Origin of the sequence: Paenibacillus sp. OK060 (genome assembly GCF_900101205.1) — a bacterium.
Classification (GTDB): Bacteria; Bacillota; Bacilli; order Paenibacillales; family Paenibacillaceae; genus Paenibacillus; species Paenibacillus marchantiae.
In genome coordinates this window covers 185,030-198,149 of the sequence record NZ_FNFR01000004.1, presented here as the reverse complement: position 1 = coordinate 198,149, position 13,120 = coordinate 185,030, and the positions used below count along the sequence as shown (strand labels likewise).

General features: G+C 47.8%; 11 protein-coding genes. 3 read left to right on the top strand and 8 right to left on the bottom strand.

Annotated features, from left to right (window positions below):
- Positions 1–93: 93 nt before the first annotated feature.
- The 4 genes from BLS14_RS16085 to BLS14_RS16070 all read right to left on the bottom strand — a co-directional run bounded on the left by BLS14_RS16085 (position 94) and on the right by BLS14_RS16070 (position 2,597).
- Complete coding sequence (locus tag BLS14_RS16085; RefSeq protein ID WP_090952892.1) at positions 94–864, bottom strand: amino acid ABC transporter substrate-binding protein; 771 nt, start codon at positions 862–864, stop codon at positions 94–96.
- A 130-nt stretch (positions 865–994) separates the two neighbouring features.
- Positions 995–1,552, bottom strand: coding sequence for a DUF4825 domain-containing protein (locus BLS14_RS16080; RefSeq protein ID WP_090952890.1), 558 nt, complete (start codon positions 1,550–1,552; stop codon positions 995–997).
- Complete coding sequence (locus BLS14_RS16075; protein ID WP_090952888.1) at positions 1,549–2,241, bottom strand: permease prefix domain 1-containing protein; 693 nt, start codon at positions 2,239–2,241, stop codon at positions 1,549–1,551. Before BLS14_RS16075 ends, BLS14_RS16080 begins: the two co-directional genes overlap by 4 nt.
- Positions 2,238–2,597: a PadR family transcriptional regulator gene (locus tag BLS14_RS16070; protein ID WP_090952886.1), complete on the bottom strand. Its 360-nt coding sequence runs from the start codon at positions 2,595–2,597 to the stop codon at positions 2,238–2,240. The genes BLS14_RS16075 and BLS14_RS16070 overlap by 4 nt, the downstream gene beginning before the upstream one ends.
- A gap of 146 nt (positions 2,598–2,743) precedes the next feature.
- Here BLS14_RS16070 and BLS14_RS16065 point away from each other — a divergent pair, with 146 nt between their 5' ends.
- The gene (locus tag BLS14_RS16065) at positions 2,744–3,331 is read left to right on the top strand and encodes a hypothetical protein (protein ID WP_143021550.1); all 588 of its coding nucleotides are present in this window, start codon (positions 2,744–2,746) and stop codon (positions 3,329–3,331) included.
- A gap of 48 nt (positions 3,332–3,379) precedes the next feature.
- Here the strand turns inward: BLS14_RS16065 and BLS14_RS16060 are convergent, their stop codons facing one another.
- On the bottom strand, positions 3,380–4,885 hold the full coding sequence (locus BLS14_RS16060) for an alpha-glucosidase/alpha-galactosidase (protein ID WP_090952884.1): 1,506 nt from the start codon (positions 4,883–4,885) through the stop codon (positions 3,380–3,382).
- Positions 4,886–5,117: 232 nt separating this feature from the next.
- Positions 5,118–6,125, bottom strand: a complete 1,008-nt coding sequence (locus BLS14_RS16055) for an AraC family transcriptional regulator (protein ID WP_256336506.1) — start codon at positions 6,123–6,125, stop codon at positions 5,118–5,120.
- 188 nt (positions 6,126–6,313) lie between these two features.
- Here BLS14_RS16055 and BLS14_RS16050 point away from each other — a divergent pair, with 188 nt between their 5' ends.
- Positions 6,314–6,916 (top strand): histidine phosphatase family protein, encoded by a 603-nt coding sequence (locus tag BLS14_RS16050; RefSeq protein WP_090952880.1) that lies wholly within the window; start codon positions 6,314–6,316, stop codon positions 6,914–6,916.
- A gap of 251 nt (positions 6,917–7,167) precedes the next feature.
- Here BLS14_RS16050 and BLS14_RS16045 read toward each other — a convergent pair whose 3' ends face one another.
- A complete protein-coding gene (locus tag BLS14_RS16045) occupies positions 7,168–9,510 on the bottom strand; it encodes a rhamnogalacturonan lyase (protein WP_090953354.1) in 2,343 nt (780 codons plus the stop codon).
- A 491-nt stretch (positions 9,511–10,001) separates the two neighbouring features.
- Here BLS14_RS16045 and BLS14_RS16040 point away from each other — a divergent pair, with 491 nt between their 5' ends.
- A complete protein-coding gene (locus BLS14_RS16040) occupies positions 10,002–10,466 on the top strand; it encodes a hypothetical protein (protein WP_090952878.1) in 465 nt (154 codons plus the stop codon).
- 165 nt (positions 10,467–10,631) lie between these two features.
- Here the strand turns inward: BLS14_RS16040 and BLS14_RS16035 are convergent, their stop codons facing one another.
- The gene (locus tag BLS14_RS16035; protein ID WP_090952876.1) at positions 10,632–13,064 is read right to left on the bottom strand and encodes a glycoside hydrolase family 6 protein; all 2,433 of its coding nucleotides are present in this window, start codon (positions 13,062–13,064) and stop codon (positions 10,632–10,634) included.
- Positions 13,065–13,120: the final 56 nt, after the last annotated feature.

Sequence of the window (13,120 nt, the reverse complement as noted above, 5' to 3'; positions counted from 1 at the left end):
AATCTGTTAACCCCGCATTCCGCAGGAGTCTTGCTCCTTTTTGGAATCCGGGGTCATGTTGTTTACTACATATGTCAGGCAAGTGGCCTGATCCTATTTCAAAACTTCATCTTCACCAAACCATTTGGTGGAAATCTCGGCTGCTGTGCCATCGGCATTCAGCTCATCCAATGCTTTTTGCAGCTGATTCAGTAGTTCTTCATTGCCTTTTTTCACACCAATGCCGTATTGTTCCGGAGCAAGGGATTCATCCAGCAGTTTGAACGTTCCCTCTTCCTTGGACATGTAATATCTCGCAACCACTTCGTCGATGATGACAGCATCCAAACGTTTCGTCTTGAGATCGGTCAGGGCCAGTACGTTGTCCGGGAATTCGGAAGCATTCACTTTATCCTTCAGAGGACTTGCCGCGAGTGCATCTGCCGCAGAGGACAGCGCCTGCAATCCTACATTTTTGCCATCCAGTTCATCCAGCTTCGTAATCGGTGAGTCCGCGAGTGTGACTGCAACCTGGCTGTTCTCCAGATACGGATTCGTGAACAGCACTTTATCTTTTCGCTCATCCGTAATCGTGTACCCGTTCCAGATCAGGTCGATTCGGCCGCTGTTCAGCTCCGATTCTTTGGAAGACCAATCAATGGGCTGAAACGTAATTTCTTTACCCATTTTCTCCGCTGCCGCTCTTGCATAGTCAATATCAAAACCAACAATTTCATTCTTGTCATCCCGGAAGCCCATTGGAGCAAATTTATCATCTATCCCCACAATAATGGCATGTTCATCTTTGCTTCCCGAGCTGGAACATCCCGCAACAACAATCATGCATATGCTGATCAATAATAGAAATATCGCTTGTTTTCTCATCTCTCTAACCCCTCCATGTCTATAACCAAACCCAAACGCTTTAGTTCGTTACCACGTTATCAGAGTCTTATAATAACATAGCATAGGAGAAGAGTCGAGCCTCTTACCTTTTCCTTATCTTTGAACCAGCTTAATTGTCAACAATTTGTGAAAAAGCTTCGTTCACTTGCGCGGGCTCCACTAGCTTCTTACGCACCAATGTATCCCACTCCTCAGGTTCCTGAAGGGTTTTCAGTTCCGTTCCGGCCCATTGCTGGGCGGCTTCACGGCTCAAAGTATATTGAACATCCTCAAATGAATAAAGCACATGCTCCAAATTATCAATCCATACAAAATTGGCAGCAGCATTATATACAAGTATTCGTTCCAACTCTTCGGGCTTCATCTCGCTGGTATTCATCCTGTAATTGATCTGAGCCGTAAATGTCTCTGGAACCAACTGATACCCATTCAATTGGCCGTTTAGAGGCAAGGCTTGATTCAAATGGCTGAGATTAGAGAAGTCTCCCATATAAGCACTGCGATATTTCACTAATGCCGCAAAATCATGGGTCAACGGATCTTGCTGCTCTGCTTCATACTGCGACTGCTTCGCCTCTATTCTCGGATTAACGACGCCCTCAACCACAATAACACCAAAGATACCGAGCATGACCAATGCAATAATCCATTTATTCTTTCCCGTCATATGACATCACCTACCTCATACTTGCCCACGATCCGATACGCCCTTTGCACAATCAAAGGGATAATAATACTTAATAAAGGTATGGCAAAGGCAATCGCGATTACCGTAAATTGATAGGGCCCCTCTACCTGAATCGGTCGACTATACCAGATGTTGCTTCCAAATCGCAGCGCCGCTTGTGTACCCCATAACACAACGATGAGCCCTGCCCATAACCACCACACTCTGCGCGTCCATTGTAAGAACACAGGTGTACGAATAACGGCAGTGTCCTCTGGATCAGTCGAAGTATTTTTATTTTTCATCATGTAAAATACATACGCTCCACCAACGATCACACTCATGATCATAAGCAAATTGTTAATGGTTGCGCCCTGGACCATGACTCTCATTGGAATGGTAATGATCCAGGCGATAAGACTATAGATCAAGGCAGACTGCAACACCGCAGTCCAATAAGGAACGCGATGCACCCTGCGATGATTACTCATGATCTGCTCCATGCCAGCCACATGTTGTATGGCAGTCTGAAAACCCTGCTCCTCGTCCATACCCTGCTCCATATAATCTTCAATTCGTGCAGCGAGATTACTGTGAATCTCTTCTTTTAACTCCTGATTGGCCAATGTATCCTGCGCATCATTGAACAGACGATTCACATAGCGGGTAATGCGATCTTCCAATGTCATATCTCTTCATCTCCCTTTTCCCCGGAAATAATCATGCAGTCAATCAATGTTTTGGCTGCGTGCCAAGCGTGAACTTGCTGGGTATAAGCTTCCTGCCCCTGCGTTGTAATCCGGTAATATTTGCGTCGTCCTCCCTGGGTCTCTTCCCCCCAGTAGGATTCCACATATCCACTCTTCTCCAGCCTTTTCAGACTGGAATAGAGTGTCGGTTCCTTTAATTCAAACCGTTCTCCACTCTTGCGATAAATTTCCTTAATAATGCTATAGCCGTAGTTATCCTTCGATATAAGTACACTCAGAATAATGGGGTCAATGTTGCCTCGAATGAGGTCACTGTTAATCGCTTGTTCATCCATCTGCCAGATTCACCGACTTTCTTCAATCCTGGGTATACTATAAGACATATTACTATGTCTGTAAAGGTAATATGTATCGCATGGTACATATGCGTCGCAATGAGCAACATTCTTCTCTTTTTCTTCGTCTGGAAGATATTAGGGGGGTGGCTAAAATAAATTTTCTCATTACTATAAGAACATTGGCTTCACTCGTGTTCCTTACAACTTTGCTGATATTATCCGGCTGTAATCCTACTCCAAGTAACGGCACAAACGAACCTCCCTCTCTCCCATCGCCAGATACAAAGGAAGCTGAATTGGGTTCACTAGAGGAGAACGCTAAGGAATCTGGACCCAACTTACCCCAGGAACTGCCTACGCCAACTATCCAGAGCGAAAGCGGCATCTCTATTCCAGCTGTACAGGGCAGTTATTGCTGGGGAGGTATGTGTGCTGACTATGCAGGTGATGTGGAATTGCTGGAAGGTAAAGTACCTGTCTCGGTGTTGGTGGGCGAGAACATATCTATTAACTTGAGTACGGATGTACCGCCTAACGAATTCACTCTGGTTGAATATGTGAACGGGGAGGCACGTCCCATCTCTTTCCGAGAAGGATCATTCCAGTTTGCACAGGAAAAAGGTACTCATTATTATGGAGCCTTTATCGGCTGGTCTTCCCCAAAAAATTCGCAGGTTTCCTTGGGTGATACCTCTTTTGCCTTTGTAATCCGTGGTGTCGAAAAAAAATAGAACCAAACAAGGCCCCTCCAATTTTGGAGAGGCCCTACTCATTTTTATCTATTGCTGCACTTTCTCACGATCTTTCCCTTTATCCGATTCACCCGCATTTTTGTTGGCAGCATCGCGATCCTGCTGCATCTCCTCAACGGTTTTCACTTTGAGACGTGCAGCACCTTCATATTCCTTCGTAGGAATCAGGTTGCCTGCAGCAAGTCTTGCTTCTGCCGCGGCAATCGCATCACCATATTGCGGCAACCATTCGGCTTGGGCGACCAACATCTCGTCAACCATTTGCCAGATCTCTTTTGGATTACATACTGCACCTACGAGTGGGTCCATCATGAACGCCTGACGCAATAGTTTGTCGTCACCATGTACCGCAGCTTCAACCGCAAGCCGTTGTACGGAAATGCTCACATTACACACGGCAGCCGGGCCGAGTGGCAGGTCGCCTACATGTGGCATCGAAATACCATTACGGTCAACATATCCCGGTGCTTCGATAATCGCATCATCCGGCAGATTGGAGATCACACCGTTATTGACGGTATTGAAGTGTCCGCGGTATACGCGTCCCGTCTCCAATCCTTCTATAATGTAGGAACCATGTTCTCCGCCTCGTTTTTCCGGGGCAAATTGCATCGGCTCATCCTTCATCCAGTTCGGGAAATCAGTCTCAAACCAATTTCTGCCCTCTGTACACACACGCAGATACCCGCCCGTCTCGCCGTTAATCCAGCTGTCCAGATCAATCCAGTCCTTGATCTCTTCCGGACGTTTGCGGTACCAAGGCACATATTCACTAAGGTGACCATTCGATTCCGTGCTGTAATAACCAAATCGGCGCAACATATCAATCCGCACTTTCTCGGTACGACTATACTCTGGATGTTTCTCGAAGGCTTGGAGCAAATCGCCTGTAAGGTCTTTACCTTCATGGGACGCCTTGATGTACCAGGTCTGATGATTAATTCCGGCACATACGATATCCACTTCATTCATTTTCAGTCCAAACGCTTCCGCAATCTGGTGATGCCCATGCTGTACCCCGTGACATAATCCAATCGTGCGAACACCGCCATACTTGTTGCAGGCCCATGTCAGCATAGCCATTGGGTTGGAATAATTGAGGAGCAGCACATCCGGTGCGCTTTGCTCACGAATATCCTTACAGATGTCGAGCATCTCAGCAATTCCGCGCTGGCCGTACATAATCCCACCTGCACACAACGTATCGCCGACACATTGATCTACCCCATATTTGAGCGGAATATCCACATCGGTTGCAAAAGCTTCCAACCCGCCCACTCGGATTGTACACAGTACATACTTCGCGTCCTTGAGCGCTTCTCTCCGGTCCGTTGTCGGCTGAATCTGAATATTCAGTCCATTCTCGCGGATATCGCGCTGACACAGCTCGGTGACCATGTCCAGATTGTGCTGATTGATATCACAGAACGCAATCTCAATATTGTTGAATTCCGGTACCGCGAGCAAATCCCGCAGCAACCCCCGCGTAAATCCGATACTGCCTGCCCCGATAAATGCCACTTTAAACGACATGCACAGTTCCTCCCGTAATCCGAAACGATTGGCTTCGGTTAATGACTTCATTCAGTAACACTTGCAATTGAATTGAAGTTGCCTGATGAAATCATTGTAACAACGGTACATAAGGAAGCGTTATCAAAATCATGACCAGTTCACGAAGTAGCTGTCAAAAATCCTCACTTTTGTGTCCGAAGATCATTCAGCCTATCCTGCTCAGATAAAAACAGAGTACCTATTCCCCCTATTATTCCAGTGGATAATGACTGACATGTCGCTCCATCGAGGAACGGAATTCAACCGGAGTTCGGCCTGTATATTTCTTGAACAACATATGAAAATACTGTCTGCTCCCCACGCCCACGTAATCGGAAATTTCGGAGATTGGAATATCGGTCTGTTGCAGCAGCATCTTCGCCTTTTCCATTCGGAGCATCGTGAGATAATCGGTAGGCGTGCGCTTCGTGTATTGGCGAAAAATACGGTGCAAATAGCCTGGATGCAGATTCACCGCTGCCGCGATATCCTTCATTTGAATATTGCGATCCATATTGTGATGCATGAATTCAATCGTCCGTTTTACGTACAGCTCTGTCTGATCCAGCGCACTTCGGTTGATTTCCCCGCGAAGTCGTGCGACCCGAACGAGCAGTTGGATAAACAACGTGCGTACCAGCGTACCTTGCTCAGGTGACTTCAGATCACGGGCTTCGCGATGATGCGAGCGTTCCTCCGGCGGAATGATCCGCATGGGTGCAGAAGATCGTCCCTGCTCCATCAGTCCACGCTGATCCAGCTCCAGCACCAGGCTTTTCATAATATGGTACACCTCTTCGGGGTCAGGCAAAACCAGATAAGGCGAGGCATCGGATAGAAAAGCATGGACTTCTTCCTCTTCCAGCGCAAGCTGGCGAATGGATGGATGCCCTGGCTCCGATCTGGCAACTCCAAATTCCACATTGAGCATGCGGCACGGTACGCCATCCTTCACCAGCAGACGGTGTGGAACCCCCGCGTCCAGCAGAATGAACTGCCCTTTTTTTAACACTGCCTGTTCCGAGCTGCCATCCGGCATCTGTACATCGACCCGGCACATTCCCGAAATAATGTACATGATCTCCGTGGAATCATGATCGTGATAGGACATCTGGTAGTTGTCCCATTGCTTGTAATAATACGCGTAAAAACGCGGTCCATAGTCCTCTGTGCGCAGTTTCTCCTGAAACAGACTGCCTGTCCAATGTTTTGCTTCCAATGCCTGCACCTCCGTTGTTGCAACGATCCTCACTTTTTTCCATTGTAGCAAGTCTCGGCGATGTATTTCACCATGTAATTGAAAAATCATTGCGATTATAAATTAGATAAACATATAATTAGTTATAAATCTAATCAATTTTATTTTATCTAATCTAATCTAATCTATAACGAGGAGGTAGTGAGACTATGAAAACTACATTTTTTCTGGTGAGGCATGCATTAAAAGAAAAGCGCATCGGTGATGTTCCCATCACATCCGAGGGAGTTGTACAAGCTAAGTCGACAGCACTTCGTTTAGCTAACGTACCTGTCACCAAGATCATTGCAAGCCCACTTCAAAGAGCGATCGACACTGCGGCGCATATTGCTCACCAAACAAACGTTACAGTGATGGAAGACCCGCGTCTGCGGGAACGCGCCAACTGGGGTGACCTGCCTGAACAAACCTTTGAAGAATTCATCGCGATGTGGGACAGATGTACAATTGAACCAGACTACCTCCCACCCGTGGGTGATTCCTCTAAGCAGGCTGGCGAACGTCTGGCCTCTTTCCTAGCGGAATTGACGACTGTAGAGCCACCAGATAGCCATATCGTTATCGTTACTCATGGCGGGTTAATTACGGATTTTCTAGTAAACACATTCCCAGAGCTTGAACTTAACGTCTGGCATCCTAATTTTATCGCCATGCAAAGTCAACTGATTCCCGAATGCTCCATCACCACATTGATTCATGAAAACGGGAAGTACACCATTCAAGATTTTGCATCCGTAGCACATTTGAAATGATGATGTAGTCTGTTGCTTCAGTTTAGCCATATCAAAAAAACTCCGGGTAACCTCCCGTACGCCTAAACGCACCGAGGTTACTCCAGAGCCTCTTAATACAACAGTAAACACTTTTTATAACAAAATAATACTGTTGGAAACACTTGGATTTAGGTTTTCCAAATACGTTCAACAGTATCAACATACTGGTATTACGTCCTCAAACCCCAACCATCATATGATCATCTGAGGATTGGGACACTTCTCAAATCTCACTTTTCACCCTTACCCGACTTGGGCGTGTGGAACTTCGGCAGCGTAACCTTCGACCAGTCGATATCCGATGCCATGTAGAAGGATGGGTAGGACGGCTGATTGTATCCACTGTTCTGTCCAGCAATGCCGACACGATACATCGCATCGTGCATCAGCGTGTACAGTTTACGGTCAGTCTTCTCGGTGCTCAGGTAGATGCGGATCGCCGAGCTGTCCTCGGTTCTCACCAGCATCTCTTCCCGCCAGTCCCCGAAGATATCCGCTACGAGAGATGGCGTACCCTTGGTATAATTGTTGGTCAACGTGCCGTTCGCGGTCAGCAGCGTGCCCCGATTCCAATCCTTAATCGTAGGCGTGACATTAATGGCACCATCCACGATTTGAGTTGTCATATCAGCGGCCCAGCGAATATTCATATTGGTACCAGGGGCTTTATCGGTTATTTTCTCACCGCTGGCTGTCCACAATCCCACAGCCCATGTCTCCAATCCACGACGAGTCGGGTCCACATCACCGATCATGCCACGTCCGGTATCTTTGCCCGTGTACCCGCCATAGATCACTTCCCCAGTCTTCGCATCCCGCAGGGAATATCCGTATGGTGCCCAAGGGCCACCCTCATGCACCATGAAGATCTCCAGCCCCGGACGATCCGGATCAATATCCGCTACATGAAGCGCATCCCCATGCCCCAGACGTGCAATCGTTCCCGGAGCAGCACTCTCCGCTGGCATCAGGTCCTTGGAGCTGTACAACACACTGCCATCATGATCAATCGTGGCCGAGCCGTACACAATCTCCTGTTTACCGTCTCCATCCACATCAGCGACACTGAAATAGTGCGCGCCTTGTGTTGTAATTGAGCCATACACCGGATCTGTACCGTCCACTCCATGCGGACCGTCATTGAACGGGTTCTTCATTGGCGTCCAGCCACTGTCCACTTTCCATTCACGCTTGAGCTTTTTGCCATCCCAGTTGTAGGCGACCATGGTCGAACGTGTGTAGTACCCGCGTGCAAAGATCGCAGACGGTTTCTTTCCATCTAGATATGCCACGCCTGCCAGGAAACGATCTACCCGGTTCGCTGGTTCAATACGCGCCATTGCGTAATCGCCCCACATCAACCCATCGTCCTGCCGTCCCGGCTCATAAGGAATGGTCTCCAGCTCTTTGCCCGACTCTCCTTCGAACACCGTTACATACTCAGGTCCATCGACGATAAAACCTTCGAACTTGCGCAGCTCATTCTTGTCACTGCGGCTTGGTGCATACACATCAATGAAGTAATCTGCCAAGCTCTCAGCATCCTTCTGAGACAATGGATAACTATACTTTTTCTCAATCCCAAAAGCTTCCTCCAACGTAGCAGGCCAGTTGCCCTTCACGACCTCTTCATGTTTATGCCAGTTTTTGAACATATCCACGACATGATCATAGTAGCCATCTGCACTTAAACGGTAATCATCTTCGTTGGAGTATCCTGCCTTACGATCCTGCTTCGGAAGGGTGATGTATTTTTCGGAAGTGACCTTTCCTTTTTTGTTATATTGGATGATCTTGGTTCCTGGTGCAGTCTTGAACATCATCTCGGCCTTGCCATCCCCGTCAAAATCATAAACGAGCATCTGTGTATAATGAGCACCCGAACGGATGTTAACCCCGAGATCGATCCGGTACAACAATTGTCCGTCCAGCGTGTAACAATCCACGTACGTTTTACCGGTGTAGCCTTTTTGCGAGACATCCTTGGAGTTAGAAGGGTCCCATTTTACAAAAAACTCATACTGACCGTCCCCGTCCACATCGCCCACACTCATGTCATTCGCAGAATACGAGTAGGCTTCTCCCACTGGCGTCACACCATCGTCCGGTTTTTGCAAAGGAATATCGACGTAGCCGTTCGCCCAAGGTTTGACGGATGCACTGTGTTTACTCTCCTTGCCCTTCTTGCTTACCGCTGCCACTTCATAACGGGACGACGATTTGCCTGCGGCATCAAGATAGTTGGTGCTGTCGGTGACCGTAGCAATCTTCTTGCCATCCCGATATACATTGAAATCCGTGCCTGTCAGACCTTTATCGCTATAACCTGTGGCCTCGTCACCAAGCAACCTCCAACTGAGAAAAACACCCTCGGAAGTAGACGCCGCAACCAGACCGCGATCAAGATACTCAAGCTGAATTTCTTTCAAAGAACTCCCTCCCTTGTGTGACTGCACGCTGGCCTCTGCCGCGCTGTTCTCACTGGAAGCTGCTGCTCCGCTCGCACCCGCTGTTCCCGCAACGAGCAAAGCAACGCTTAGTGCCGAAGACAGCATTTTGGCTGCAAGTGGCATACGCACCTTCCTGCGATTGGAGTACATACCTGAAACCGATCCTTTATGTATCGGCGCTAATGTTTTGGATTTCATCGACCTTCACTCTCCTTGAGACAGAATGGGTGATGCTTATGGCTGTGCTTGATCGTTGCGACATCCGTCAATCCATACAGACGTTCATATCCTTCAAATTTTACTGAATGCGCTTACAAAAAGTGCAAGAGAAAAGCTTCCTCCTATACTGATTCTCTCGACTCTCCCCTTTCCATTTTGTCATCAATCAGAGCAGCTTCATCCTGCCCATCGGGTATTATTATAGACATCCTGCCTGCTGCTTACATAGGCAAATATCCGTCCAAAACGATCAATAATCAGTGTTGTTCAGGAAGGATTAATGTGAAAATATTACTTTCGGTTCAGCGGAGCAGCCGTTTCGGTTATTTTATATTCAAAATATTCCCTTGTATGCAATAATATAAGAGTACCTTATGAAGGCAGGGTGATTGAAGATGAGTTTCGAATTCTACATAGCAGCAGATCGTCCAATTCCCGAGATCAAACTTAGAGGACAAGAGATTTTAACTGTAGGGGATATGATTCGTATGAATGTTCCGGATGGCCTGATTCCTTGGAAAGAAATGAATGAACATGCAAAGGTTCTTTATGGTGATCCGGTAGCGTCTAATCATTTTCACATAGAAAGTGCTTCATATGCTTTAAAAATCATGAGCAAATATACTAATCTCAATCATATTTATAAATTTGATGTTCCTCCAATAGATCTAACGAAAGAATTATATAATTATGTTACTACACTTAATAAAGAAATAAATTTGGAAATCTGGCATCTCTGGTTTGGCTATGATTATGAAGATGAAGTCATTACAAGAAAAAACTTATCCCGTTCCACTCTTACTCTCTCTGATTTTGAAGCCCCTCTCCATGAGAGTTGGTGCATAGCTATTAACAGTTGATACGTGAAGCTGAAAATAACAGCAAGGGCGTTCCAAGGTCATGAACATGACTTCGAAACGCCCCTACTTTATGTTGGGCTGGAAACGCCCTTATGACCTTCACTGCATCAGATCATCTTACTCGCCTTAATTACTGAACACTTCGGCCATCATCTGGCCACCCTTTTAAGGCTCAATGCCCCAGACCAGGGTACCGCCTTTGTAGAGGGTCACCTTGTTCCAGTCCTGATAGGATGTTTTGGTTGGATCGTAGGAATAATCATTGGTTTCATCTAAGTTGCTCCAGTCCGTTTTGTACATGCGGAGCTGGATATCTCCGGATTGTCCACCTGCCTGGATCGCGCCTGCTCCAGAAGTGAAGCTCAGTTCCACATAGGAATCAGTGAACGTACGCTGGATGTTGGCTCCGCCAACCTGAGCGTAATCGATAGCAGAGTCCATCGCTGCGGTACCTTCTTTGGAGAAGTAATAACGGATTTTCAGATCACTCAGATTTACAGCCGTGTTACCTACGTTTTTGATGTTGAAATACGGTTTGATTTGGTTATCTGCCGCGTTGGTATCTCCCGCACGATATTGCAGAACCAGGTCACTGGTCGGGACAACTACACTTTGCGGTGTTGCAGAAGCTGCGGCAGAATTGACACTTTCCCCGGCAGCGTTCACGGCACTAACCACATAATGATAGGTCGTTCCATTGGTCAGACCCGTATTGGTGTAGGATGTGCCGCTCACATTGGCAGCAACCGTAGTGAATGGACCCGATGCACTCAACGCCCGTTTCACGTTATAACCTGTCGCTCCTGCCGAAGCCGCCCAGGTCAAGCTGATTTGAGCATTGCCTGCCGTAGCTGTCAGCGCTGTTGGTGCAGCAGGGGCAGTCACACCTGCTACTGGTACCGCACTTTTTACAGCCGAATTCACACTCTCACCCGCAGCATTCACGGCACTAACCACATAATAGTAGGTTGTACCATTGATCAGACCTGTGTTGGCATACGATGTGCCTGTCACGCCCGCAGCAACCGTAGTGAATGGACCCGACGCACTCAACGCCCGTTTCACGTTATAACTAGTCGCACCTGTGGAGGCTGTCCAGCTCAGGGAAACCTGTGCGTTGCCTGCTGTCGCAGACAGTGTTGCCGGAGCTGCTGGAGCTGTCGTTCCACCCCCTCCACCATTGCTGGCTGGAAGAACAGGGAATGAGTTTTGCACCAGCATGACGAATTGGTCATGGAACCAGTGACCTGACACTGGTGCGTTAGGCAGTGCACCCGTCAATACACCATCACGAGTTGTAAAGGTTGGATCACACATCCGGTCGAAGCCTTTTCCTTCGTTGTTCGGAATTTCCGAGCTGGAGCCATCAGACTCCCCTGGAGGTTTGACCCATACATAGGCATCCAGATGGGCTGGTCCTGGTGCTGCTTTAGGAGCTTCACCTATGCCTGCTCCACTGTTATTACACCAGTTCCCCCGGTGATCGCGCTTATCCACACGCCCGGAGTTCACGTACGTGTTAATATCACTGCCTGTGGCAGACGTTGGACGATTCACCCCGCCCCATCCATTACGGCTGGTATCAATGAGGAAGCCCGTGCTGGCCGGCCAGCCAGCTTGTACAAATCCGCTATACAGTGCCGCAGTGAAATCGGTTTCGTCAAAGTAAGGGTTCCACTCATAAAACTTGGAAGACTTGATCGGTTGTCCGCCGATGTTCAGATCGGGATTAGGCAGATTCGGTTCATTCAGCGGTGTGCTATTCGCTGTGTTCGTAATGAAGCCATCGGCGCTATTCAGACCTGCTGCTGTTCCTTGGACAACGCTGGTATACAGCGAGATTGCGCCTTTACGGTTGTTATCCCAACCAAGCCAGCCGGAGTGACCAATATCCAGGTAGTTGTACACATTCGGAATAGCATGCAGCTTTTCCAATGCGTATTTCACGCCAGCTTCATAGATTCCTGTTGAACTCGCTTGGGCACAAGCTGGTGTACTGAGATTAGTTACCAGATTGGGCAGACTGTCTGGCTCAATGATGGCGATGATGCGAATGTCCTGATACTTGGGCTTTGCAAAAATATCGGCAATTACATTGATATAATCATTTTTATACGTCTGTAGGGCCGCCTGTGTTAGTGGAAGTTCACCATTGGATGCAAGGGCATGACAATCCCGCCCAGGTAAGTTGTAGATAACGAATGAAGCGGTAATTGGAGTACCTGACTTCTTTTGTGCCAAGGCGGCATCCAGATGCTGCTCCACACTTTTGCGTCCGGCATTGTCTGTTCCACCATTAATGGCAGCAATACGGTCGATCCAGACTGCCGTTGGATAGGATTTCACCGTTTCCATCTTGGCTTTTAACGCTGCATCACTGGTTAGAGCAATGGACGTATCCACGAGAGCGGAATAATCCTGGTTTAAATACGACGTAGCTCCGACAAACGGATTATCCACATGCGCTTCAGCTGCCTGACTCACTCCTGGAGCCATGCCCGGGAAAATGCCCGCCGCGAGCAGCGTTGCTGCCAGCATTTGTTTTACACTTCTGCGAAGCACCTTTCCGCCTTTCGATAAGGTTTTCGATTTAGTCATTAGGGTTCCACCTTTCCTGTACTTGGATTGGGTATATACTCATGTCTGATCCTCTG